Here is a 24,426-nt window from a genome sequence, read left to right on the forward strand (position 1 = left end):
GGTCTTTGAGACGCATGTTGAACATTGTTGCGGCTGCCTGAAGGTTGGCGGCGTAATTTCCTCGCTCAGGACGATAAGTGTGTCCGGTATCGGCATTGTTATGAGTTCCATTACTATTACCGTTATTGCCGTTATTGCCGTTATTGCCGTTATTGCCGTTATTGCCGTTATTACCGTTATTACCGTTATTACCGTTATTACCGTTATTACCGTTATTACCGTTATTATTTTCACTCTGACTGGTGAGATACCAGTTATTGTTATTCATGCCGGAAGGGGTACCCTGCTGGAGATGATACTCATAACTGCCGGCTACAATTCGCCCTTTCTGAATAAAGGCACCGGAGGCGGAGTTACCGGTGGAAATAACTTCAATTCCCTCCAGGGTCTGTGCCCCGATACCGCCTTCGTTGGCGACCCTGATGTAGGTGGTGCCGGAAGCATTCCCGCTGATGGTCAGCTTATCTGTCAGGCTGTCATCGCCACCCAGCACAGTTCCGAGAGAAACTGTACCGCCATTTCCGGTCCAGTCGCCTTCCACGGCCAGGGTCTGGCCCGCATTAGTGGCTCCGTTATTAATCATTACCAGTCCGCTGTTAATCATGTCACCGTACAGTGTTACTGCTTTCGGCAGTGCATCTGCGCCGGTATCATTAATTAATACGGTACCACTGTTGTTCAGTGTGGTGACGGTCTGGCTGTTGCCGCTGAGATTAAGGGTCGCACCTTCAGCTACCGTCACACCGGAGGTGGAGGCAAAAGTATCCTCAACACCGGTTTTAAGTGTGCCGCGGCTGACCGTAGTAGTACCTGTGTAAGTGTTGGTTCCGGATAAAATAAAGCTGCCTTCACCATTTTTACTTATGCCTCCCCTGCCAGAAATCTTGCCTGAAAATGTGGTAGCGGTGCCAGCGGTATTATTTTCCGTGAGGGTATTATCGCCTAGTAGAATCTCTCCTTTTCCGGATAGGGCATTTACTTGCTGATTGTAACCTCCAAGATCTAAACTGGCACCAGAGTTAACGACCAAGCTGTGGGAGGTCATGATTGCATTTTCCACACCCGTCTTGAGCGTTCCTTTCTCAATCAGAGTATCGCCAGTATAAGTATTGTTACCGCCTAAAATCAGCGTTCCATCTCCTAATTTTTGTAGGCTGCCCGTACCTGCTATAATGCCTGAAAGTGACATGCCTACACTGTTAGTGTCTAATGAAGAGATACTATTTCCATTTAGATTGATATCGATGCTGGATGTTAGCGTCGATTTGTATGCCTGAAGGATTCCACCGTCGAGAGTAAAAAGGGGTGGAATACTGCTTCCCCCATAAACAATGCCGTTCTGCCCGCCAATGGACAGTTTGCCGCCATTGGAAATGATCATCTCCGTAGTGCCAGCAGAACTTGTCGCAAGGTATAATTTGTCTGCAACGGTGATGCTTGCTCCGTCGGTAACCGTAGTTTTGGCTGTACCTTCATCTGCGCCGAGATAGAAAGTATTAACATTTAACGCTGAGCCCTCACCCATGACGGTAATAGCGGTGTCAGAATTGTCATTGCTGTTACCGGCAGCGAGCATATCTGCATTGACAATGCCACCATTAGATATATTGAGATATCCAGTTCCACCTCGGCCGTAACCAGTCCCCCCCATACTTAGTAATGCTCCATTAGAGACATTAACAATACCTCCATCGGATACGTTTAGTTCTCCGATAAAACCTTGAGATCCAATTGTTAATTGCTGAAATGGGGTGCCGGCCGCATCGCGGCCAGGCTTTACAGTCAGAGCTGAACCATTTCCCTGTACGTTAATCGTGCCTTCAGCGCCATATCCGGTGTAAACATCAAACGAGTTAACCTTGCCGCCATCGATAATGTTGAGAATATTGTTTTTACCTCCTCCAGCATTACCAACACGGATCTGGGGGCTGGTTAGTGAGGAGCCATTTCCGGAAACTACAATATATGACGACAGACTGTTATCGCTTCCAATGAAAATATTTTGCTCTGCTAACACAGTTGCACCATTTTGCACCTGCATATAAGCTTCTTTATCGCCCGATGCAGCACCGTTACCGATACTTATGGTGCCGCTTAGCGGTAATGTATTAGTATACTTTGCGGCAATTGATGTGCCCGATCCTGTAACAACAAAATTTGATGAGGTATTATATTTTTCACTGTACGTGAGAAAGCTTGCAAATTCTCTTGAACCACTTTCGTATACAGTGTCACTTGATGCTGAAACTCCAAAGTTTATTCCATAAGCGATCATGGAAATCGACATGGCAATTTTTTTAATTTTCAAAGCATATTCCTTAAGCTCTGGTGTTAATGAGTGGGTAATTTATAATTGATACTCTGGTGTTTTTATTTTTATGAGGTTGCTTTGAATCTTTGCAAAAAAAAATATTAATGTATTAGCATTATCAGATAGGGGGGCATGCTCCTTTTCTTATGGCGCTTTCAGGTAAGCTACCGCCCGTTACTATACCAAGTACACTAGGGAAAATAATTATCAATACTTGTGGCGAGTTACTATCAATGAACATGCATTTATTTGCGCCTTATTCATCCTCATATGAAGAGTTCACGTATGTGAGTTCATTCCCAGACGAGAGTACAAAGAATACCAAATTAAATAAATGTCAAAAAAAAGCACCAAAGTTTGTTACTGAAAGTTATTGACATTACGAAAAAATGTATTTTATTCCCCGTGAGCTTGGTGAACCTTAAGGTTGTATTATTTAGGAGAGATGTTTTATGAGAAAAATTTAGAGAATTCAAGTGGATTGGTAAGTAATATCATTGAGTTATGAGGTTGATGTTTCTATTCCCCCAGTTGTCTTGGTTCATCGACTCCTTAGCCTCTATATATTAAGGCGCAACTTCATCGTTAAATTTATTTTTGGGTGCTCATTTATCACTCAATAGATAAAGCGCTAACGCATATAGATTAACCCGCTCCAAGTGAGAAGAATTGTTACATCTGGTTATTTACCAGACTCTACGCGATAGTTTTCGGAATAGTTCCCGTTATTTCATATGTTCACTAATTTATGTTTAAATACTTGAGCATTGTTCCCTTGATTCCCTTTTCTTAAACATGTTTATAGTTACCCGGCTTGATTAACGCTTTCCCCTGCGATGTTCGATAAGCGTTGGCATCCCGCAAAGAATAAGCGCAGCCGCAATACTCCTGCTGATAAAACTGCTCGCGTTTGCAGATCTCTACCGTGCGCGCGGAGCCACCTTGCTTACGCCAGTTGTGGGTCCAGTAAAACATTCCCGGATGACGCGCCGCTGCTCGCTGGCCGCATTCGCAAACCTGCTGAAAATTCTTCCAGCGTGAAATTCCCAGCGAACTGCAAATCGCCTCGAAGCCGTGTTCAGCCGCGTACAGCGCGGTGCGCTCCAGGCGCATATCAAAACAGGCCGTACAGCGCGCGCCGCGCTCGGGTTCCCATTCCATACCTTTCATGCGCGCAAACCAGTTATCGGCATCATAATCCGCGTCGATGAAGGGCACGCCGTGTTGCCCGGCAAACCGCTTATTCTCCTCCTTACGGATGAGATACTCCTTTTGCGGATGGATATTGGGATTGTAGAAAAAAATCGTAAAGTCGATATCCGAGGCAAGCAAAGCCTCGATGACTTCGGAAGAGCAGGGCGCGCAGCAGGTATGCAATAACAGCTTGTTTGCACCGTCCGGCAGCACAAGCTTCGGGCGCTTAAATTCGGTGGTTGTCATGATATGTTGGCGGAAAGAAGGAAAACGGCGTGGATTGTACCACTAAAATTGTGGTCAATGGGCTTTGCCAGCTTAAGGTGAGGCGGGAGACTGCTTCTCCCACCTTAGCTAACAGTTATTCCTGCCCTGATAAATGCATCCCGACGTACCGCTCATAGCGGCTTTTTTTCAGGAACGTTAAATCCACCAGCACCAGCCCATCGACGCAGTTGTTGAAGGCCGGGTCGCTGCCAAAATCAATAAACTGCACACCGCCCGGCTCGCAGAGTTCCGAATATTGCTTATACAGCGTCGGGATGCCGCAGCCCATATTGCTGAGCAGGGATTTTAAACGAGTCAGATCTTCGCCGTAATCCTCGCCTTTGAACTGCGCCAGCACGTCGGGGAGGCTTGCCGGGTAAGGGCTGCGGGACGAGGCCAGCGGATGGCTCGCCGGGAACCACAGCCGATAAAAGGCGACAAGCAGATCGCGTGCGTCCGGCGGCAGGCCACCGGAAATAGATACCGGGCCGAACAGGTAGCGATATTGCGGGTAACGGGCCAGGTAAGCGCCAATCCCCGACCATAAATAGTCCAGGCCACGGCGGCCCCAGTAGCGAGGTTGAATAAAGCTGCGCCCCAGCTCGATGCCGTGCTGCAGCACATCGTCCATTTTTTCGTCGTAGTGGAACAGGCTATAGCTGTAAAGCCCGTCTAAACCGCGTTTTTTGATCTGCTGAGCGGTAGGCATAAAGCGGTAGGCGCCGACGATCTCCAGGTCCTGCTCATCCCAAAGGATTAAATGCAGGTAATCGTCATCATACCTGTCGAGATCCCGGCGTTTGCCGCAGCCTTCACCTACGGCGCGAAATGCTATCTCACGCAGGCGACCAAGCTCGCGCAGCAGCGGAGCCTCTTCTTTGGTGTCGTTTCGCTGCCAAAGATAAATCACTTTATCGTCGGCGGTTCGGCCCAGACACTCGGCTTTAGCCAGCTCCCGGCGCAGCGTGGCCCGGTCTTCCGCCCGGGCAATCGCGCTTTCCGTTGTGAATTTGCCGGACAGCCCTTTACCCAGCAGCTGAACGTGCTGGCGGCACTTTTTAGCCAGTTCGCGCGGGATTTGCTGTGGACTATGCCAGCTTTCCCAGGGAATGCGCTGGCCAAGCGTGATTGGCAAAGTGGAGTTGCGGCGGCGGAACATTTGCTGCATCAGCAGCAGCAACGGCAGCGCAGGGGAAACCATCGCGCCAGCATAAAACAGGGCGCTGTTACGCGCGTGGATAAAGGCCGGCAGAAGCGGCACGCGGTACTTCGCGGCAAGCTTAATGAAGCCGGTGTGCCAGTGTCCTTCGGCAATGCCTTCCCGGGATAAACGAGACACTTCTCCCGCCGGGAAAAAGATCAGTACGCCGCCGTTTTGCAGCTGCTGTTCCATCTGCACAAGCGATGATTTAGGCGTGCGGCCATTGATATTGTCGACCGGGATAAACAGAGAACTCAGCGGTTCGAGGTGATTGAGCAGGCGATTGGTGACGACTTTAACATCGCGGCGGACGCGGGAAACGGCATACAGCAGCGCCAGTCCATCAAGCGTGCCCGTTGGATGGTTGGACATCATCACCACGGGGCCACTTTCAGGGATATTTTCTAATTCACGGGGAGAGATATTACAGCGGATTTGCAGGTGGTCCAGTACCTGTTCGACCATGTCGAGGCCACGAAGATGAGGGTATTGCCCGGCAAAGGCCTGAAACTCTTCCTCATGCAGCAGGCGTCTTAACAGATTTTTTTGCCAGGGTGCAGGCTTAGCCTGAGGCCAAAGATCGTCAAGTACGTTATCGATACTAAACATGTCAGCTCCTCCTAACTTCCTGTTGGTGAAAGTATAAGCAAAAGATGAAGTTTTCGTGTCAGTGAGGTGATGTTTCAGGGATACGCGCAGAAGCGGTGCCGATTTTTTATTCCGCAGTGATACATCGATGGGGGGTTAACGCGATTTTGGGCTTAGGTAATGGGGTAAACCCTGATGAGTTGTAGGTTAATGGCGAGTGTTTCGTGAAAAAGCGTGATTTTTATTTAATTAATTGTTTTTAATGAATTTTAATGAATTTTAATTTTGGTTGTTTGAGATTTTATTGTCAAGATGAAAGCGCATTTAATGAGATTTTTATCATGAAAAATGAGAGTTAAGTCGATTTTTAATCTAAAAACCCTCTATTAGACACTAAAGTTACTCTTCGTCCTGATGATTTTTCAACGATCTACGCTAAAGTAGCCGCCGCTGGCTAACGACCAGCCTATGATTAAAAATCTGCAACCGAACGCCGGGAACGGCGTTTTATCAACACCGCATCAAAAAAAAGATAACCTATGGGAGTTCACAGATGAGTCACTCTGCGACGAAAACAAAAACATTTTTCGGGCATCCGTACCCGTTAAGTTCGCTCTTCCTCACCGAAATGTGGGAACGTTTTTCTTTCTACGGGGTTCGCCCGCTGCTCATTCTGTTTATGAGCGCCGCGCTGCTTCAGGGCGGGATGGGGCTGCCGATTGAGCAGGCATCCGCCATTGTCGGGATCTTCGCCGGCGGTGTGTATATCACGTCTTTACCGGGCGGCTGGCTGGCCGATAACTGGCTCGGGCAGCGCCGCGCCGTCTGGTATGGCTCGCTGATTATTGCCCTCGGCCACCTCTCGATTGCGCTGTCGGCATTCGTGGGCAACACCTTCTTCTTTGTCGGCCTGCTGCTGATCGTCCTGGGAACCGGGCTGTTCAAAACCTGTATTACCGTCATGGTCGGCACGCTGTACAAAAAAGAAGATACCCGCCGCGACGGGGGCTTCTCGCTGTTTTACATGGGCATCAATATGGGCTCGTTTATTGCCCCGCTGATCATCGGCCCGCTGCATGAAAAATACGGCTGGCATATGGGCTTTGGCCTGGGTGGCTTAGGGATGCTGGTTGCGCTGTTCATCTTCCGCTTCTACGCCATTCCGCAAATGCGCCGCTACGACAAAGAAGTCGGCCTGGATTCCACCTGGAACCGCCCGACGACCGAGCGTAAAAACGTCGGTAAATGGGTGACGCTTGCCATGGCGCTGCTTGCCGGGCTGGTGGTACTTATCTCCAATGGTACGATTCCGTTCAATCCGACGGTAATTGCGAAAAGCTCCGCCTACATCATTTCTACCTGCGTGGGCCTCTACTTCCTGTTTATGTTCTTCTTCGCGGGCTTAACCAGCAGCGAGCGTTCGCGCCTGCTGGCCTGCCTGATCCTGCTGATTGCGGCGGCGTTCTTCTGGTCTGCCTTTGAGCAGAAGCCGACCTCCTTCAACATCTTTGCGCGTGATTACACCGACCGCCAGATGGGCAGCTTTGAAATCCCGACGATCTGGTTCCAGTCGATCAACGCGCTGTTTATTATCCTGTTAGCCCCGGTCTTCAGCTGGTTCTGGCCGTCGCTGGCTAAGCGTAATTTGAACCCGAGCAGCATGACGAAATTCGTTATCGGCATTCTGTTTGCGGCGGCAGGTTTTGCGGTGATGATGGCGGCGGCAAACCAGGTGCTGGCGACGCAGAGCGGCGTTTCTCCGTTCTGGCTGGTAGGGAGCATCCTGCTGCTGACCCTCGGTGAGCTGTGTCTGAGCCCAATCGGCCTCGCGACCATGACGCTGCTGGCCCCGCAGAAAATGCGCGGCCAGGTGATGGGGCTGTGGTTCTGCGCCAGCGCGCTGGGTAACCTGGCGGCGGGTATTATGGGCGGGCACATCAAAAAAGATCAGCTTAGCTCGATGCCGGAGCTGTTCTCCCACGTCTCTATCGCCCTGGTTATCTGCGCCGTTGTGCTGGCCGCGCTGATTATTCCGGTCAGAAACATGCTGAGAAACGCGGATGCCAACGAGGCTAAATAACGGTTTTTAAGCACCTGGCCCGGTAGCCTTTATGGGGTACCGGGCCTTTTTATTTTGTGGGCCGCTACTGCACATCAGTCGAACGACTTACCGTTTCCCACGCCTCAATATCTGCTTCCATTCGCTCAAGCTTCTCTTTGACGAAGGTAACGGCGTCGCTGCCCAGGAGCAGGGTTGCCGGTGGATGAGGGCTGTCGATAAGCGCCAAAATTGCTTTGGCGGCTTTGATCGGATCGCCCGGCTGCTGCCCGCTGCGTTTCTGGCGCGCGTCGCGAATCGGGCCGAAGCTCTGGTCATAATCGCTGATGCTGCGAGGGGTTCGCACCATAGATCGCCCGGCCCAGTCGGTTCTGAAGGAACCGGGCTGCACGGCGGTGACCGCGATATTAAAAGGCAGGAGCTCTTTGCTCAGCGTTTCGGAGATGCCCTGCAGGGCGAATTTGCTGCCGCAGTAGTAGCTGATACCGGGCAGGGTGATAAAGCCGCCCATCGAAGTGATATTGATAATATGGCCCGTACGACGAGTGCGGAACCCAGGCAAAAAGGCTTTTATCATCGCGACGGCGCCAAATACGTTGACGTCGAACTGGTGAATCAGTTCGTTCATCGGGGATTCTTCCATCACCCCCTCGTGCCCGTAGCCTGCGTTGTTGACGAGTACATCAATAGCGCCAATCTCCTGTTCCACCGAAGCCGCCAGCGGGGCTGCGGCATCAAAGTCGGTGACGTCCAGAATTCGGGCAAAACACTTGCCGGGTGCCAGCGCCTCAAAGGCTTCCTTCGCCTGGTGATTACGCACGGTTCCAACCACGCGGTGTCCGGCTTTCAGGGCTTCTTCTGCCAGCGAACGGCCAAAGCCGCTGCTGACGCCGGTAATTAAAAATAACTTCGACTGGCTCATTATTATGTCCTCCGTTAATGGGAGGTAAATCGTAGGGCTGGAAGGACTGAGTGAGTAGCCTGGATCCTCTCTGATGTTTGCCTATTCCTATGAGGTGTCTGGACGAGGTGAGGTTTCACTGCCAGACTCTGCCAACATTTCCCTTAGCCAGATGAACCGCTATGACAAACGCCAGCCTTCTGGCCAGTAAACAAATGGTTGAGCTTCTGGATCGGTTAACCCCGCATGAAGGCTACAATCTCACCGCGCTGAACGAAGTCCGTTTCTTACGCTCTAATCGCCCGCTGATGCGAACCCCGGTTCTTTATGAGCCCGGCATTGTGATTGTGGTGCAGGGGCGTAAACGGGGTTTTTTAGGTGAGGATGTCTATTTATATGATGCCCAGCACTACCTGATGGTTTCCGTGCCCGTGCCGTTCACCATGGAAACGGAGGCCAGCGCCGAAGAACCCATGCTGGCTATCTACATGAGGTTAGACTTTACGCTGGCTGCGGAGGTGATGCTCGCGCTCGATGGCCGAGGCATTGAGCTGGCCTGCGAGCCACGCAGCATGATGTCCAGCCCGATGGACGAAGCGATGAGCGCCTCCGTACTGCGTTTCCTCCAGGTGATGTCGACGCCGCTGGATGCCGAACTCTTGGGGCCGGCTATGATGCGGGAGATTTATTACCGGGTACTGACGGGCGCGCAGGGGCAGACGTTACGCAGCGCGCTGACGATGCAGGGGCAGTTTGGCAAAGTGGCGAAGGCGCTGCGCAAGCTTCATGCTGAATTTGATGCGCATCTGGACGTTGATGCTCTGGCAAAAGAAGCGGGCATGAGCGTGCCCACTTTCCACAGCCATTTCAAAGCGGTGACCAACACTTCCCCCATGCAATATCTCAAATCCACAAGGCTGCACCAGGCGAGATTGTTGATGCTGCGAAACGATCTGACCGCTTCGGCGGCCAGCGCCCGCGTGGGCTACGAAAGTGTGTCGCAGTTCAGCCGCGAATTTAAGCGTCTTTTTGGGCTCACGCCGCTTAACGAGGTGGCGCGCATGCGGCAGCATTTTTCCATGCCGGCCCCGCTTTCAGAGTCCGCATTTATCTCTTCCCACTGAAGAGGTTAGTACCGGTATTTCTTATCCAGAATTCGGCAGGTTGTATAAGCCCCGGCGGCGCAGAGCAGCGCGGGGGCAAAATAGCCGTGATCCATATGGGTAAACTCCATCACCAGCGCCACGGCGGTGATTGGCATCTGCATCGAAGCGGCTAAAAACGCCGCGCCACCGACCAGCGCAAAGCTGCCCACGTCCCCGCCAGGGAAGACAAACTGCCAGACCACCGCCAGCAGCAGGCTTAGCAAAGCGCCCACCGTTAAGCCCGGCGTCAGCAGCCCACCCTCAGCGCCGCCTCGCAGGACGGCGAGGATCACCAGCATTTTCAGCGCCAGCAAAATCGCCGCGAAGTTAAAGCTCAGGCCGTTGCTGATGGCAAGCTGCATCGGACCTTTGCCGTTGCCCGGCAGCTGCGGGAACCACAGGCTAAGCACGGCCAGCAGCGCAAAGGCCAGCAGGCAAAATACCGGCATCTGCCAGTTAGTTTTTACCAGCGTTCTCACGCTTGTTGTCGCCTTGCGGAACAGCCAGGCTGCATAACCCAGCAGCGGGCTGGCAACAATGGCCCAGGCGATAAACGCGTGGGGAAGCGCAAAAGAAGCGAAGTGATACTGCGACTCATCCCCCAGCCCCAGCGTGGCGACCCAGGCCGCTACTGCCGAAGTGATAACCGCCGCCAGCGCTTTCTCCCAGCTGAACGAGATCAGCAGCACTTCCAGCGTGAACAGCGCTCCGGCAAGGGGCACGTTATACACCGCAGCCAGGCCCGCGCCTGCGCCGCAGGCAATCAGCGTCCGGGTTTCATCCGGCTGCAGGCTGAACTTCCGGGCAAGGAGCCCGGCCGCCAGCGCGCCCATTTCCCGAGGGGCCACTTCACGCCCGAGAGGGGAACCCAGCGCAACGGTAATGATTTGCAGCAAAGCATGAACAGTGGTGGTGCCCGTAGGCATAGGCACGGCAGGATTTGACACGGCGGCAGCGATAGACACTCTTTTCTTGCCGTAACGCGCGAGCAGCCACCAGCCAAACCCGGCGACGGCCCCGCCGCCAAGAATCGCCGCGACCCGGCGTAAATGCGTGGCGTCCGTCACGCCCTCAAGGAACGTCTCGCTCCCAACCAGTTGGTCAATGCTGTAGCCAAAAGCCAGGTGCTGAATGGCGTGTAAAATCAGCGCGAGAAGCATCCCCGCGATGCCGGCAAGAATGCCGGTAAGTACGACCGCAATCAGGCGCACAAGGTAGTGTTTAGCGTCAGCCTGGTCAGCTTGCTGGGTCATATTGGGATCCTTAACGCGGGAAAATTCGATGATAAGGGAGAAGAATTAAACAGTTAGTATAAATGTAGCATTCATCCGGCCCGAATCTCTCTCACCTTTCCCCACGCAGATTGCCCTTGTTTAACTCGCTTTCTGGCATGCCGCAAGCAGCATGCCTGCCACAGCGGCAGCGCCCAGCAGCCGGAAAGCCGTTGCCCACTGTGTTATATCGGGAGCCTGCCCGAGCACGACGGAAAGCACCGCCAGCATCATTGCCCCGGCCATATACTGGCTGGTGGCCATCAGGGCGCTGGCGCGTCCCTGTTGATCAAGCGGGGTGGATGACAGCCCCACGGCGAACATCGCCGGGAAGATGAGCCCGTGGCCAAGCCCGCTTAACGCGATACCACTGATAAATACTGCAGACAGCGGGGACGCCACCCCGACGGACAGCAGCCCCAGCCCCAGTGCCGAACAGGCAAACCCGACGGCCAAAACCGTGGCGCTGGCGTAACGGGCCGTCAGGCGGGTAAAAAGAGTATTGCCCGCGACGATTAATAGCGCGAGCGGCGTGAACATCAGCCCGGTGGTAACGGCATCCTGCTGCAGCGTCTGCTGCCAGAATAGCGTCATGGCATAAAACTGGCTTCCCACGCTTGCCATATAACAGGCGCTGCTGAGCCAGCCCGTTTGCAGGCCCGGCAGAGCGCGAAGCGAGCGGGCCAGTAAAGGCTGAGGGGCGTAGCGCTCGTGCAGAATAAACAGGATCCCCATGGCAACGGCGAAGCGGTTGGCAACATAGTCAGGCTGCCCGGTTTCGCCATAGCGCATCAGCGCCCAGACCAGTGCCCCGGCGGCGAAGCACCCGACCAGCGACCCGATGCCCGTCTGCTGTTTTTCGCCCTGCGTGCTGAGCGGGAGATAATCCCGGCGAACCAGCCACAGCGCAAGCAGCCCCGGCGGAATGTTAATAAAGAAAATGGTTCGCCAGTCCAGCGCGGCCAGGATCCCGCCCAGTATCACGCCCGCAACCAGGCCCAGCGCGCCGATGGCGCTCCATATCGCCAGCGCCCGTCGGTGCGCCTCGCCGTGAAACCGCTGCGCCATCAGCGCCAGTACCGCAGGCTGCAACAACGCTGCCGCCATCCCTTGTCCGCAGCGGGCAATGAGCAGCAGCGTGCCGCCCTGTGCCAGCCCACCAACCGCTGACGAGAGTAAAAACAGCGCCATGCCGAAGCTGAACATCCGGCGTGCCCCCAGCCGGTCGCAGAGGCTGCCGCCCGCCAGCAAGAGGGCGGCAAACGTCAGGCCATACAGGGAAACCACCCACTGCATCTCGCTGAGAGAAAGATTCAGGCTCTGCGCCAGCGTGGGGAGCGCGACGTAGACAATTGCATAGTCCAGCGCAATCAGCGCCTGTGCAATGCCGGGCGCGGTTAAAGCGCGCCAGGACCCGGCGGCGGGTATCGCATAAGTTTGTGTCATCGACGTTTCCTGCTATTTTCTCTTTGATGAATCATTTTCATCATTTGATGAGCGTGAATAACAGGCTACGCCTTTGTTGATGGTGCAATCAAAATCATATAATTCAGCCAAGGATGAGTTAAATTCACTCATGAAAAGTCGTCGACTCCCGCCACTCACGGCCATTCGGGCCTTTGATGCCGTGGCACGCCACGCCAGCTTTAAAGCGGCAGCGGAAGAAATTGGCGTGACGCCCACCGCCATCAGCCACCAAATTCGCCTGCTGGAAGATTCGCTGGAGCAGCGATTATTCACTCGCTCTGCTCGGGGCGTGGCGCTGACTGCGGCGGGGGAGATTCTGTTTCGCGCCTCCGGAAACATGTTCACCATGCTGCGCGAGGCCGTTGAGTCCATAGCTACAATATCTCAGCCCGGCACGCTCACGCTCAGCACTACTTCGAACTTCCTGACTAACTGGCTGGTGCCGCGTTTACCGTCTTTACATCAGCAGCATCCCTCGCTGGAGCTGCGCTTTCACAGCGGCGTAGCGCTGGCCGATCTCCACGGAAAAATGGCGGACTGTGCGGTGCGTTACAGCATGCAGGCCGACGAATCTCTCGACAGCACGCTGCTGCATAGCGACAGCTTTGTGCTGGTGGCAAGCCCGCAGCTAAAGCTCAGGAGCGTGAAGGATCTCGCGGGGATGACGCTGTTTCATATTGATAACCGGCATGTGCCCAGCCCTGAACCCAGCTGGCAGCACTGGAAATCCGTCTTTGGGCCTGAAGATTTGGATGTGCAGAGCGGCATTCATTTTGACGACGAAACTCATGCGATTCAGGCGGCGATAGCCGGGCAGGGGATCTTGCTGGCAAGCGAGCTATTGATTCGCCGGGCGTTGCAGCAGGGCTTGCTGCATATTGCGCTGCCGGGCGCGCTGCCTGGGGCGAACTATTATTTTGTGACCAGCCACGAAAAGGCCCGGAGAGAAGATGTGCGGCAGGTTAGGGCGTGGTTGCAGCAGGTGTTTGAGGCAGGTGGCTGATGATTGCCCCTCACCCTGACCCTCTCCCCAAAGGGGAGAGGGGATTGGATCGAGTTTGGTTTCTCCCCTTTCCCCGGAGCGTACAGGAGGGATGAGGGGGACTGGATCGAGCAGAGATTTTCCGTCGGTTTTCCCCCTCTTCCTTCCAGGGAGAGGGCCGGGGTGAGGTTCTTGTTATTCCCCGGATTCCCACCGTTTCAACAGCAGGCTTGCATTCACGCCGCCAAAACCAAACCCGTTCGACAGCGCATAGCGCAGCGTCTTCGGCCGGGCGGTAAGCGCCACCAGATCCAGCCCGGCCGCCTCTTCATCGGGGTGATGCAGATTCAGCGTCGGCGGCACAACCTGGTCACGCAATGCCTGAATAGTAAATATAGCCTCGATGCCGCCCGCCGCGCCCAGCAGGTGGCCGGTGGCGGATTTCGTTGACGTCACAGCCACCGGATGCGTGCCGAAAAGCGCTTTAATCGCCGCCAGCTCGCCTTTGTCGCCGACCTGCGTCGAGGTTGCGTGCGCGTTGATATGGTCAACATCCGCGGCTGCAATGCCGGCCTGGCGAAGGGCCGCCTCCATTGCTCGCCTTGCGCCGTTGCCGTCTTCCGGCCCGGCGGTCAAATGCCAGGCATCCGCGCTGGTGCCGTAGCCGACCAGCTCAGCCAGCGGCGTTGCGCCACGAGCCATGGCGTGTTCCAGAGATTCAATCACGATAAGCCCGGCGCCTTCGCCCATCACAAAACCGTCCCGGTCACGGTCGAACGGGCGTGAGGCGGCTTCGGGATTGTCGTTGGAGGCGGTAGACAGCGCGCGTGCGGCAGCAAATCCGGCCAGGCTGACGCGGTGAATGGCCGCTTCTGCGCCGCCGCAAAGGGCAATATCAGCCTCGCCGCTGCGGATCAAGCGGGCGGCATCGCCAATGGCCTGGGCTCCGGCGGCACAGGCGGTCACCGGGGCACCAATCGGCCCACGAAAGCCGTGCGCAATGGACACATGCCCGGCGGCAAGGTTGGCGAGGAAAGAGGGGATGGTAAACGGCGACAGGCGACGTGGTCCGCGCTCGTCCGTGGTGCGCACTGCATTGGCTATTTCGCTGAAGCCGCCGATCCCGGTGGCAATCACCGTTGCGGTACGATCTTTCTCTTCCTGCGAAGCTGGAGACCAGCCCGCCTGGGCGAGCGCTTCATGGGCGGCAACCAGTGCAAACTCGATGAACCGATCCATCTTTTTACGTTCTTTGGCGGGGATCGTCGCCAGCGGATCAAAGCCGTGCTCAGGATCCTGTTCTACGGACGGCACCTGACCGGCCACTTTGCAGGGGATATCTGCCACGATGTTTTCATCCAGCGCCGAGATGCCGGATTTTCCCGCCAGCAGCGACCGCCAGACATGCTGCACGCCACAGCCCAGCGGGCTGACGATACCCATGCCCGTGACCACAATCCTTTTCGCTGAAACGCCCATCATTATTCTCCTGAAATATCAGTGTGGCTGCGGCTTTTTCATTAACGGAACCAGCATCGCAGCAATCAAAAAACCTATCATGATCAGGTAAAAAGCATCCGAAAATGCCTGAGTTCGTGCCTCGCGCAGTGCCAGAGAGGACAAGTTTTTTAGCGCCCCGCTGGTGGCGGCATCCGGGGACAGACCCTGCGCGGCCAGGCCGGCGGCGCTGCGCTGGACAAAATCCGTCATCGCGAGGTTAGCGGTATTGAGATGGTCGGCCAGGCGGCTGTAGTGCAGGTTGGTTCTGTCATTCAACACCGTGCCGCACAGCGCAATGCCGATAGCGCCGCCGAGGTTACGCATCAAGTTGAACAGCCCGGAGGCAAGCTTAAGCCGCGCGGGCGGCAGGCTGCCCAGCGTTAACGTTACCGTAGGCGCGACGGCGAACTGCTGCGCAAGGCCGCGAAACGCCTGCGGCAGCAGCAGTTGGTCCGCGCCCCAGTCGTGGGTGATCGGCACGAAGCTGTACATCGAAATGGCAAAGCCGATCAGCCCGGCCATCAGCAGCCAGCGGAGATCCACGCGGTTTGCCAGCCAGGCATAAAAGGGAATCGACATCACCTGGAACAGGCCAGTGGAAAACACCGCCAGGCCGATTTCCAGCGCGCTAAAGCCGCGTACGCTGCCGAGATACAGCGGCGTTAAATAGATCGTGGCGAAAATGCCCACCCCGGCCATAAACGAGAAATAGCAGCCGAGGCTAAAGGTTCTGTCCTTGAGCGCCCGCAGGTCCATCACCGGCTGGGCGTGGCGCAGCGTTCGAATAATAAAGGCGATGCCGCACAGCAGCGCTATCCAGCCGGTTGTGGCGATGGTGTTGTCATCAAACCAACCCCAGCGCGGGCCTTCTTCCAGCGTATATTCCAGGCAGCCGAGCGAGGCCGCCAGCAGCAAAATACTGAAATAGTCCGCGCCGCGCAGCAGCGAGAAATCAGGACTATCCACCTTCACCAGCAGCGGCACGGCGACGGCGATATAAATCCCCGGGATGACGTTAATAAAGAACAGCCAGTGCCAGTTGAAGTTCTCGGTGATCCAGCCGCCGACGGTGGGGCCAAGCGTCGGAGCCAGCGAAGCCAGGCCGCCGATGGTCGCGGCGGCAATAACGCGCTGTTTGCCCTGAAAGAAAGCGAAGGCGGTGGTAAACACCAGCGGGATCATCGAGCCGCCCGCCAGCCCTTGCAGGGCACGGAAGGCAATCATGCTTTGAATATTCCACGCCCAGCCGCAGAGCAGGCTCATCAGGGTGAAGCCTGCCGCCGAGGCGGCAAACAGCCAGCGGGTGGACATCACCCGCGCCAGCCACCCGGACAGCGGAATAATAATGATCTCGGCGATCAGGTAGCTGGTTTGCACCCAGACAGTTTCATCATCCCCAGCCGAAAGGCCGCCGCCGATATCCCGCAGCGACGCGGAGACGATTTGGATATCAATCAGCGCAATAAACATCCCGACGCACATGCTGGCAAAAGCGAAGATCTTTTTTGCCATTGGCATAGAGATGCCCAGCGGCATCGGTGCGGCCTGGGCGGTGCTCATCGCGTGCTCTTTTGATCGACGGTAACGATGACCGACAGCCCCGGACGAAGCACATCCAGTTTTGCGCCGTCACCTTCCAGCGCTATCCGCACCGGAACCCGCTGAACGATTTTGGTGAAGTTCCCCGTGGCGTTTTCCGCCGGAAGAATGCTGAACCGGGAGCCGGTCGCCGGAGAGACGCTGGCAACGTGGCCCTTAAAGGTGTGGTTCGGCAGCACGTCGGCCACCACGGTCACCGGTAAACCGGCTCGCATGTGCGCCAGCTGGTTTTCCTTGAAGTTGGCATCGACCCAAAGCCCCTGGGAAGGCACCAGCGAGAGTAGCTGCGTGCCGCTGGTCACGAAGGAGCCGGTCCACGCGCGGCGGTTGCCGATCACGCCGTCAAACGGGGCGCGAATTTCGGTATAGCTGAGATTCAGCTTCGCCATCGCCAGGTTAGCCTGCGCCTGTTCCAGCGCGGCCTGGGTTTGTTTTTCACGGGCATCAAGCACCGCGAGCTGGCGCTGGGCCACGGCTTTGTCGGCCAGGGCTTTGCTTTGTTCCGCCCGCGCCCGCCGATAATCCGCCGAGGCGTTGTCGCGTATTTGGGCTGAAATGGCGCTCGAGGCTTCCAGGGCGTTATAGCGGCGGTTGTCGTTGGCCGTTTTGTCCGTTGCCGCCGCCGCTGCCGCTAAAGAAGCGGTGGAACCTTCAATCGTCGCCTGCTGCAGCTGGCGCGTGGCGGCGATATCCGCCAGCGCAGCCTGCTGGGCGGCAACTTCCCCAAGGGCTTTCGCCAGCGCGGCCTGGTAATCACGATCGTCAATGCGGATCAGCAGGTCGCCTTTTTTCACCGCCGTGTTGTCCTGCACCGCAATTTGCTGAATGTAGCCGGAGACTTTGGTTGAAATGGCGCTGATATCCCCGCCGATGTAGGCGTCGTCAGTCGACTGAATAAAACGCCCGCTGTGCCACCACCATGTACCATAGCCTGCGGCCGCCAACACCGCGGCACCAAGTACGGTCAGCGTGATCAATTTTTTCTTATGGGCGGCGTTCATTACTGGGGTTCTCTGTACGGTTCTGGCTGGAATTTAAGCCCGGCGTCGCCGGCGTGTTTACGCTGCAGGTAGTCGTGGCGGTATTTCATCATCGGTGAGGCCGCTGGGCCCGGCACCATGGCGTATTTTCCAGGCTCAATCAGCTCGCCGGTTTCTTTATCGGTAAGAATGGGCTCTACCGGGCGCTGGGTTTCGCGCTCAACCAGCTGCATCTGACGCCCTTCGGGCGCGAAGTGGCGGTTGCCCCATTCCGCCAGTGCCAGAATCACCATGCGGAAATCACGCCCGCTTTGGGTGAGGTGATATTCGTAGCGCGGCGGCGAGCTGCTGTAGCAAACCTTCTCCAGTAAGCCATCATCAACCAGCTCTTTCAGGCGGCGCGAAAGAATATTGGGCGCCACGTTGCTGCTCTTCTGAAATTCATCGAAGCGGGTAAAACCGGCCAGGGCATCCCGCAGGATCATGATGCTCCAGCTGTCGCCGATACGGCCAAGACTGCGGGCAATGGGGCAGGGAGCGCTGCACAGAGGTTCGTTTTTCATGGTTCGATCCGGGGGCGGGGTTATCGTCTGCTGACAAATTGGCATAGTGACTTTCAAAATGCAAGTTACTAAATACAGCGCTGATGAAAGTGACTTGATCGTAACGTCACGGATATATTCAGAAAGGCGTCGTTCTTAAACGAAAAGTGCGGATTTAAAATCTTTTCAGTTGACTTATGTCGGCGTTAAATTCTGATTTATTTTATGGGATGGCTTTTCCATAAATCCAGGTAATAAATAATATACCCGCCCAAGTCTCGCACAGGATTACCTATGCTTAAGAATGCCAGCGTTCGAAGCGTTATTGTCTATTTTTTGGCAATATCCTTTTTAGTTATAGATTTCTTAGCATTTGCTTTATCAGCTAGCGTGCTTGTTTTAGCCATGCTTAATATTGCCTGGGTTGTCTTACTCTTCTCCCTGTGGACGTATATGACGATATATCTTGTACGGCCCATTAATAATGTTAAACGGAGCATTGACGAAATTAACTCGGGGAATTTATCGGTGCATATCCCTGAGTTTGGTAATAATTGTGCCGGACGATTGATTCCGGGCATAAATACGCTTTCCGCTGAGATTACCACCCTGGTAATGGATATTCGCAAGTCGTCCCAGTCGGCCAAAGCGCTTTCGGAAAGTCTGGCGCACCAGAGCGCCACGCTGTCGGTAAAAACCGAGCAGCAGTCGGCGATGCTGATTCAGACGGCATCGAGCATGGAACAGATTTCCGCCGGGACAAAAAACAATGCCGACAGCACCCGCGAGCTGAGCGACATCACCAGCGGCGCGCACCGTTCGGCCAACCACGGCAGTGACCTGATGCAGAAGCTGACCAGCAACATGACCTCAATCACCGACTGCGCCAACAAGATGACGGAAATCATTACCATCATCGACAGCATTGCCTTCCAGACCAATATCCTGGCGCTGAACGCTGCGGTGGAAGCCGCCCGCGCCGGGGAACACGGCAAAGGCTTTGCGGTGGTGGCCGGTGAAGTCAGAAATCTGGCGCATAAAAGCTCGGAATCGGCCAAGAACATTAAGTCGTTAATTGATATCACCAACCAAAACGTTCTGCAGGGCGCAAGCCTGGTCTCCGAAGCGGAAAAAAATATGAAGGATATTGTTTCTGGTTCAGAAAATATCGACGCGCTGATGGGGCATATTTTTATCTCCACCAACGAACAGGAAAAAGGTATTCAGCAAATTACCACGGCGCTCTCCGAACTGGAGAAAGTCACCCAGGGGAACGTAGCGGTGGTGGAAGAGCTGGCCGGATCTTCAGAAGTGCTGAATAAACAAGTGTTCGAGCTGGAAAAAAGAACCAGCAGCCTGCATTTGGGGGCAAGCGATGAGGCAAGCGTAATATTATCGCCCCAGCTGGCACCGCGCCGGGCGTTAAAAAGAGAAGAGGAACACTGGCAGGCGTTTTAATCTTTAACTTTAGAGCAAATAATAAAAGGCTCCGACGCATGAATATGCCGGGGCCTTTTATTTTTCAATGACTTTTTCATTGTGATGCAGATCACATTAAAGCATTGCTTCGGGCCAAAATGCTGCTTTATCGACCGTTCCCCCCTGGTTTTTGCCTGCAGAAATAACCGTGACCTCCGATATCGGTTAACAACGTGGTTACAAAACACGCCATTCCCTCGCGCCAGGCGCCGGGGGCACTCCGGGATGTGGTTTTCTAAGGAACGAGAATGAAACTAAGTAATTTGCGTGTAGGCGTCAGGCTAAGCGGCGGTTTTTTTCTGCTGTTGTTTTTAATGATTCTGATGGGGATCGGCGCCAGCCTGTTCAGCCGGAACAATGTTCACGCCGTCGATGAGATGATTAACCAGCATTTGCTGAAGGAAAGGCTGGTCGAGGAATGGCTGGCGCAGGTCGACAAGAGCAGCGGGAACGCTATCGCGGCAATGGGAACTGAAAATGCGATGCTGCGTAAGAAACTGCTCGCCAGCATTGCGCAGAATTCGGCGGTCACCACCCGAGTCCAGTCCCAGCTCACATCTTTGATTGCGTTGGAAACCGGCAAACACCTGCTGGCGAATCTTGTCCCCGTGCGTGAAAAGTATTTGCAGGTTCGTTCCGAAGGGTTGGCCCGGGCTGAGCGGAGCGAACATGAGGGCATGGATAGCTATATCTCGGAACGTTTTATTCCGATAAGCGAAGAATATCGGCAGGGGCTGCAGGCTCTGCTGGATTTCCAAAAACAGCTTATCGATAACACGCATGCCAGCATTCAGAAAAACTCCCGTAATAATGAGCTGCTCATGTTGCTGCTAGTGGCGCTGGGTGTGGCGCTGGGAGCGGCAACGGCCTGGTACATAACCCGCAGTATTACGCATCCGCTGCTGCAGGCCGTTAACGTTGCCGGCAGAGTGGCGCAGGGCGATCTCACCGCCAAAGTGCATGTGCATGCGAAGGACGAGCTGGGGCAGCTCATGCATTCATTGCAGGAAATGATTACTTCGCTTGGGAGTACGGTTAGGAACGTCAGCAGCGGGGCGGAAAGTATTGCCCTGGCAGCGGATGAAATTGATGCCGGGAACCAGGATCTCGCCTCACGAACAGAGGAACAGGCGGCGAGCGTCGAACAAACTGCCGCGACCTTAGAGCAGCTAACGTCGACGATCAAGAGCACCGCCAGTCATGCCCATCGGGTGAATACGCTGTTTAATGAGTCCGGAGAAATGGTCAAGGCCAACAGCGAACGTATGCACGTGGTGGCCGATGCCATGGGCGAAATCCATGCTGATGCAGGCCGGATGACCGATATCATTGCGGCCATTGAAGGAATTGCTTTCCAGACAAATATCCTGGCATTAAATGCCGCCGTTGAGGCTGCCAGAGCCGGTGAACAGGGGCGCGGTTTTGCCGTGGTAGCCGGGGAAGTGAGAACGCTGGCGCAGAGAAGTTCGGCCTCCGCGAAAGAGATTCGTGACATCATTAGCGCGTCCGTGAACAAAATCACCGATGGCCGTAAGCTGGTCACGGAAGCGGATGAGGGCATGCAGGAAATCGTTGAAAACGTTGCCCGCGTGCGGCAGATCGATACCACCACTCAGCAAAACGCCTCCCTGGTTGAGCAGTCCTCCGCGGCCAGCGGTTCCCTGAAGGAACAATCCGGCTTGTTGCTCAACAGTATTCGTGTCTTCACCCTACATCAGGCGTAGTTCTTCGGAGGCAGGTATCCTGCCTCCTTTTTTCGCTATTTCAACTGCTCGTAAATCAGCAGCAGCGCAATGATTACCATGAGGACACCCGAAAGCATACTCACCCTGCGAGCGGCCTGAGGGCGGGTGCTTAAGAGGGCTCTTGAACCGTAACCAATCAAGAGATAAATCAGGGTACAGGTCACCAGGTGCATCGCACCCAGAGCGGACATCTGCTGCGCCACTGACCACTTCCCCTGGGGATCGGTAAACTGCGGTAAAAGGGCCAGAAAAAGCAGAAACACTTTCGGATTCAGGCCGCTGATACACATCCCTTTGATGGCCCACTGTTGCCAGTTGCCGTTGTTCTGAGCGGCGGCGTTCAGCCCGGGAGGGCTGCGCAAAATAGTGAGGCCAAGCCAGAGCAAATAGAGCGCACCCAGCAGCGTGAGGACGGATAAAGCGAGTGGATGTCCGGCGAGCAGAACCCCCACGCCGGCAACAACAATGATTGTCGCGATAGCATGGCCCGACATCAGTCCGGCCACGGCGGGAATAATTCTGCGGCCATTGATTCCGGCGCTGATGGTGTAAGCCCAGTCAGCTCCTGGGGTGATGATTAGCAGGAACGAAACCAGCCAGAATCCTGCGGCAAGGCTCATCGCCATGATGGTATTTCTCTCTTGGATAACGGGAAAGAAAGAATACGGTTAATCCCCGGCAATGGGCTTTCAATGTTATGCTCAAAACTCTTGTTAAAAGAGAGAATATTCCAAATGGATAGCGTAGACAGAAAAATTCTTGCTGAACTCCAGGCCGATGGGCGTCTGTCCATTACCGACCTGGCCGAGCGGGTTAACCTCAGCCTCTCGCCGTGCCATCGTCGGCTCAGAGCGCTGGAGCAAGAGGGGGTCATTACGGGCTATCGGGCTAACCTTGACCCGGGCAAGATGGGCTTTAATTTTGTGGCTCTGGTCTTTGCGACGCTCAAAGAAGGGGACAGAAAGGCCGTCAGCGCGTTTGAAGAAGCTGTGGAAGATATCCCGCAAATTGTGCTGGCGCAGAGACTGTTTGGCGACCCGGACTATCTGATGCAGGTCGTAACCCGGGACCTGCCTTCGTTCCAGGCGCTGTATGACAGAAAACTATCGGCCATGCCCGGTGTGCAGCATCTCCGCTCGACGCTGGTGATGAAAACCGTGGTACAGGACAGGCCCTTTCCGCTGGAGAAGTTAAAATAGGCCTGCATGTTACGATGTGATTTTTCCGCCATCGCTCTCTGGCTGCTTTATGGGCTTATTGGCCGTATTTCACTTTTGCCGCGGGTGCTGAACAACACCAGCGGCACGGCAACGGCGTACACCACAATCACCGACAGCCAGATAGCGCCTGGCCACGAATCCTGCACCACAAAGTAGAAGCTTGAGAAGCCCAGCGGGGCAATGATAGACGCGAGGCTGACCGCCGAGGCCAGAATGCCCTGCAACTGGCCCTGGCTGGCTTCATCTACCCTCCGGGTGGCTAGCGCCTGCAGGGCCGGGGCGCCAACGCCGCCAAGCCCGAACAGCGGCATAATCACAAACACCTGCCAGCCTGCTTGCACAAAGGCCAGCATCGTCAGCGCAATACACGAGCTACAAATGCCAAACAGCACCGCGCCGCGCTCCCCCAGCCAGCGGGTTATCGGGCCGGGAAGCAGCGCCTGCGTCAGCGTCTGGCAGATGCCATAAGCGCCGAGAGAAAGCCCAATCCACAGCCCGTTCCAGCCGAAAGTATCGGTCCCCCAAAGCGCCCAGCAGGTGCCGTACACTTCGCCGGTTGCGCTCAGAATGAAAAAGACCATCGCAATAGGGATTAGCCCTTTCAGGGTGAAAATGCGGCGCAGAGGCTGCAGGGGATTGAGTACGGCAAAGCTGAACCGTTGGCGGGCGGGTTCGCGGGATTCCGGCAGCATAAACAGCGCCATCAGCAGGTTAACGGTGTTTAGCACGGCAGCCGCAATAAACGGCAGCCGCACCCAGGCATCGCCCAACAGGCCGCCAAGCACCGGGCCGATGATAAACCCGGCCCCAAACATGGCGTTAAACAGCCCGAAGCGACGGGCGCGTTTATCCGCCGGAGTGACGTCGGTGATGTAAGCCATCGCCACCGAGACGTTCGCGCTGGTCAACCCGGCGATAGCGCGGCCCAGCAGCAGCATCCACAGGTGCGGGGCGAAGGCCATGATCAAATAATTCACGGCGGCCCCGATAAGGGATACGAGCAGCACGGGGCGGCGACCATAGTTGTCGCTCAGCGCCCCCAGCAGCGGGGCGAAAACAAACTGCATCAGGGCATACAGCGCGGTCATGATGCCGATCCAGTGGGCGATATCCGAGGTGTGCGTTACCTCTTCCAGCAGGCGCGGCAGAATCGGAAAGATCAGGCCGATGCCGACGGCATCCAGGCAAATGGTGGAGAAAATGACAACCAGCGCTTTGTTCATGTTTACCTGTACTAAGTACCAATATATACTCAGTACATAATTATCCATTCCGCAGGATCCTGTCAATGTCCGTCGATCGCCGAACCCTGAACCGACTCGCCACCCGCCAGAAAATTTCTAATGTCGCCACCCGGCTGTTTCTGGAAAAAGGCTTTGAACAGGTGACGATTGACGAAATCGCCACGGCGGCAGAGGTGGGGAGAATGACGGTGTTCAACCACTTCCCGCGCAAAGAGGAGATGTTCTTCGACCGCGAAGAAGAGGGGTTGCAGATGCTGCGCCGTGCGCTGAGTCAGCGGGATAAAAACACGGGGCCGCTGGAAGCGCTGCGTCGCTTTGCTCACCATCTGGTGGAGCAGAATAGCCCGGTGGTGGCTTTCTCCGTGGCGGGGCAGGGGTTTGTCTCGACGATTGAGCACAGCCCGGCACTGAAAGCGAGAGCCAGAGAGATTCGGGATGAATTTGCCCAGGCGCTGGCGCATGAGCTGGCCGCCGGGGCCGGCCTTGAAAAAAGCGACCCACACACTCAACTGGCGGCGGGCCTGGTGCTGGCCACGTGGAGCGCGGCGCTGATTCAGGCTCATCGAACTTTTAGCCAGACGCTGAGCAACGCCGCCGCCGCCGCCGTGTTTCTTGACCTGATCGACAGGGGAACCGCGGGCGTTATCGCGGCAATGAACGGGACAGTTTACGGCGAAAAATAACGGCATCAGGGCATTGTCGGCTGAGCTGAATTTCAGTAGATTTATCGT

The 24,426-nt window shown here is 55.4% G+C and carries 19 protein-coding genes; 7 read left to right on the forward strand and 12 right to left on the reverse strand.

Translation table 11 applies throughout. From position 1 onward, the window contains the following. The 3 genes from WFK85_RS20220 to WFK85_RS20230 form a co-directional block, all read right to left on the reverse strand. Window positions 1-2,308 (reverse strand): autotransporter outer membrane beta-barrel domain-containing protein (locus WFK85_RS20220; protein WP_336804208.1); only part of this gene is annotated, 2,308 nt, incomplete at its 3' end. Between the two features lie 792 nt (window positions 2,309-3,100). Further along, window positions 3,101-3,751: an epoxyqueuosine reductase QueH gene (locus WFK85_RS20225; protein ID WP_008458534.1), complete on the reverse strand. Its 651-nt coding sequence runs from the start codon at window positions 3,749-3,751 to the stop codon at window positions 3,101-3,103. Between the two features lie 115 nt (window positions 3,752-3,866). Continuing rightward, a complete protein-coding gene (locus WFK85_RS20230) occupies window positions 3,867-5,582 on the reverse strand; it encodes a GNAT family N-acyltransferase (RefSeq protein ID WP_166995960.1) in 1,716 nt (571 codons plus the stop codon). A gap of 532 nt (window positions 5,583-6,114) precedes the next feature. Here WFK85_RS20230 and WFK85_RS20235 point away from each other — a divergent pair. After that, the gene (locus WFK85_RS20235) at window positions 6,115-7,641 is read left to right on the forward strand and encodes a peptide MFS transporter (RefSeq protein WP_039287465.1); all 1,527 of its coding nucleotides are present in this window, start codon (window positions 6,115-6,117) and stop codon (window positions 7,639-7,641) included. A gap of 64 nt (window positions 7,642-7,705) precedes the next feature. Here the strand turns inward: WFK85_RS20235 and WFK85_RS20240 are convergent, their stop codons facing one another. After that, window positions 7,706-8,542 carry an oxidoreductase gene (locus WFK85_RS20240; protein ID WP_336709247.1) on the reverse strand — a complete coding sequence of 279 codons (837 nt, stop codon included), beginning with the start codon at window positions 8,540-8,542 and terminating at the stop codon, window positions 7,706-7,708. Window positions 8,543-8,703: 161 nt separating this feature from the next. Here WFK85_RS20240 and WFK85_RS20245 point away from each other — a divergent pair, with 161 nt between their 5' ends. Then, a complete protein-coding gene (locus WFK85_RS20245; protein WP_336709248.1) occupies window positions 8,704-9,645 on the forward strand; it encodes an AraC family transcriptional regulator in 942 nt (313 codons plus the stop codon). A 5-nt stretch (window positions 9,646-9,650) separates the two neighbouring features. Here the strand turns inward: WFK85_RS20245 and WFK85_RS20250 are convergent, their stop codons facing one another. Together WFK85_RS20250 and WFK85_RS20255 are read right to left on the reverse strand one after the other, a co-directional pair. Beyond that, a complete protein-coding gene (locus tag WFK85_RS20250; RefSeq protein ID WP_336709250.1) occupies window positions 9,651-10,919 on the reverse strand; it encodes a chloride channel protein in 1,269 nt (422 codons plus the stop codon). Between the two features lie 120 nt (window positions 10,920-11,039). Beyond that, window positions 11,040-12,383, reverse strand: coding sequence for an MFS transporter (locus WFK85_RS20255; RefSeq protein WP_336709251.1), 1,344 nt, complete (start codon window positions 12,381-12,383; stop codon window positions 11,040-11,042). A gap of 130 nt (window positions 12,384-12,513) precedes the next feature. On the opposite strand from WFK85_RS20255, the gene WFK85_RS20260 reads away from it, so the two are divergent. Continuing rightward, a complete protein-coding gene (locus WFK85_RS20260) occupies window positions 12,514-13,407 on the forward strand; it encodes a LysR substrate-binding domain-containing protein (protein ID WP_336709253.1) in 894 nt (297 codons plus the stop codon). A gap of 174 nt (window positions 13,408-13,581) precedes the next feature. On the opposite strand, the gene fabF is transcribed toward WFK85_RS20260, so the two are convergent. Genes fabF through WFK85_RS20280 form a run of 4 tightly spaced genes read right to left on the reverse strand, consistent with a single transcriptional unit; the run spans window position 13,582 to window position 18,028 of the window. Next, window positions 13,582-14,865 carry a beta-ketoacyl-ACP synthase II gene (gene fabF, locus WFK85_RS20265; protein WP_336709298.1) on the reverse strand — a complete coding sequence of 428 codons (1,284 nt, stop codon included), beginning with the start codon at window positions 14,863-14,865 and terminating at the stop codon, window positions 13,582-13,584. Window positions 14,866-14,883: 18 nt separating this feature from the next. Next, on the reverse strand, window positions 14,884-16,446 hold the full coding sequence (locus WFK85_RS20270) for a DHA2 family efflux MFS transporter permease subunit (RefSeq protein WP_336709254.1): 1,563 nt from the start codon (window positions 16,444-16,446) through the stop codon (window positions 14,884-14,886). Further along, window positions 16,443-17,486 carry an HlyD family secretion protein gene (locus tag WFK85_RS20275; protein WP_336709256.1) on the reverse strand — a complete coding sequence of 348 codons (1,044 nt, stop codon included), beginning with the start codon at window positions 17,484-17,486 and terminating at the stop codon, window positions 16,443-16,445. The genes WFK85_RS20270 and WFK85_RS20275 overlap by 4 nt, the downstream gene beginning before the upstream one ends. Next, the gene (locus WFK85_RS20280) at window positions 17,486-18,028 is read right to left on the reverse strand and encodes a winged helix-turn-helix transcriptional regulator (RefSeq protein WP_008458513.1); all 543 of its coding nucleotides are present in this window, start codon (window positions 18,026-18,028) and stop codon (window positions 17,486-17,488) included. The genes WFK85_RS20275 and WFK85_RS20280 overlap by 1 nt, the downstream gene beginning before the upstream one ends. Window positions 18,029-18,301: 273 nt before the next feature. On the opposite strand from WFK85_RS20280, the gene WFK85_RS20285 reads away from it, so the two are divergent. Further along, entirely contained in the window at window positions 18,302-19,465 is a 1,164-nt protein-coding gene (locus WFK85_RS20285; RefSeq protein ID WP_336709257.1) for a methyl-accepting chemotaxis protein, read from the forward strand. 269 nt (window positions 19,466-19,734) lie between these two features. Further along, on the forward strand, window positions 19,735-21,210 hold the full coding sequence (locus WFK85_RS20290) for a methyl-accepting chemotaxis protein (RefSeq protein ID WP_336709259.1): 1,476 nt from the start codon (window positions 19,735-19,737) through the stop codon (window positions 21,208-21,210). Between the two features lie 35 nt (window positions 21,211-21,245). On the opposite strand, the gene WFK85_RS20295 is transcribed toward WFK85_RS20290, so the two are convergent. After that, window positions 21,246-21,857, reverse strand: a complete 612-nt coding sequence (locus WFK85_RS20295) for a LysE family translocator (RefSeq protein ID WP_008458507.1) — start codon at window positions 21,855-21,857, stop codon at window positions 21,246-21,248. 108 nt (window positions 21,858-21,965) lie between these two features. Here WFK85_RS20295 and WFK85_RS20300 point away from each other — a divergent pair, with 108 nt between their 5' ends. Beyond that, window positions 21,966-22,430, forward strand: a complete 465-nt coding sequence (locus tag WFK85_RS20300; RefSeq protein ID WP_008458505.1) for an Lrp/AsnC family transcriptional regulator — start codon at window positions 21,966-21,968, stop codon at window positions 22,428-22,430. 47 nt (window positions 22,431-22,477) lie between these two features. On the opposite strand, the gene WFK85_RS20305 is transcribed toward WFK85_RS20300, so the two are convergent. Then, window positions 22,478-23,674, reverse strand: a complete 1,197-nt coding sequence (locus tag WFK85_RS20305; protein ID WP_336709260.1) for a TCR/Tet family MFS transporter — start codon at window positions 23,672-23,674, stop codon at window positions 22,478-22,480. Between the two features lie 65 nt (window positions 23,675-23,739). Here WFK85_RS20305 and WFK85_RS20310 point away from each other — a divergent pair, with 65 nt between their 5' ends. Further along, window positions 23,740-24,378: a TetR family transcriptional regulator gene (locus WFK85_RS20310; protein ID WP_166995947.1), complete on the forward strand. Its 639-nt coding sequence runs from the start codon at window positions 23,740-23,742 to the stop codon at window positions 24,376-24,378. The last annotated feature ends 48 nt before the right edge of the window (window positions 24,379-24,426 follow it).

This window comes from Cedecea sp. VD22 (assembly GCF_037150195.1).
GTDB lineage: Bacteria > Pseudomonadota > Gammaproteobacteria > Enterobacterales > Enterobacteriaceae > Cedecea.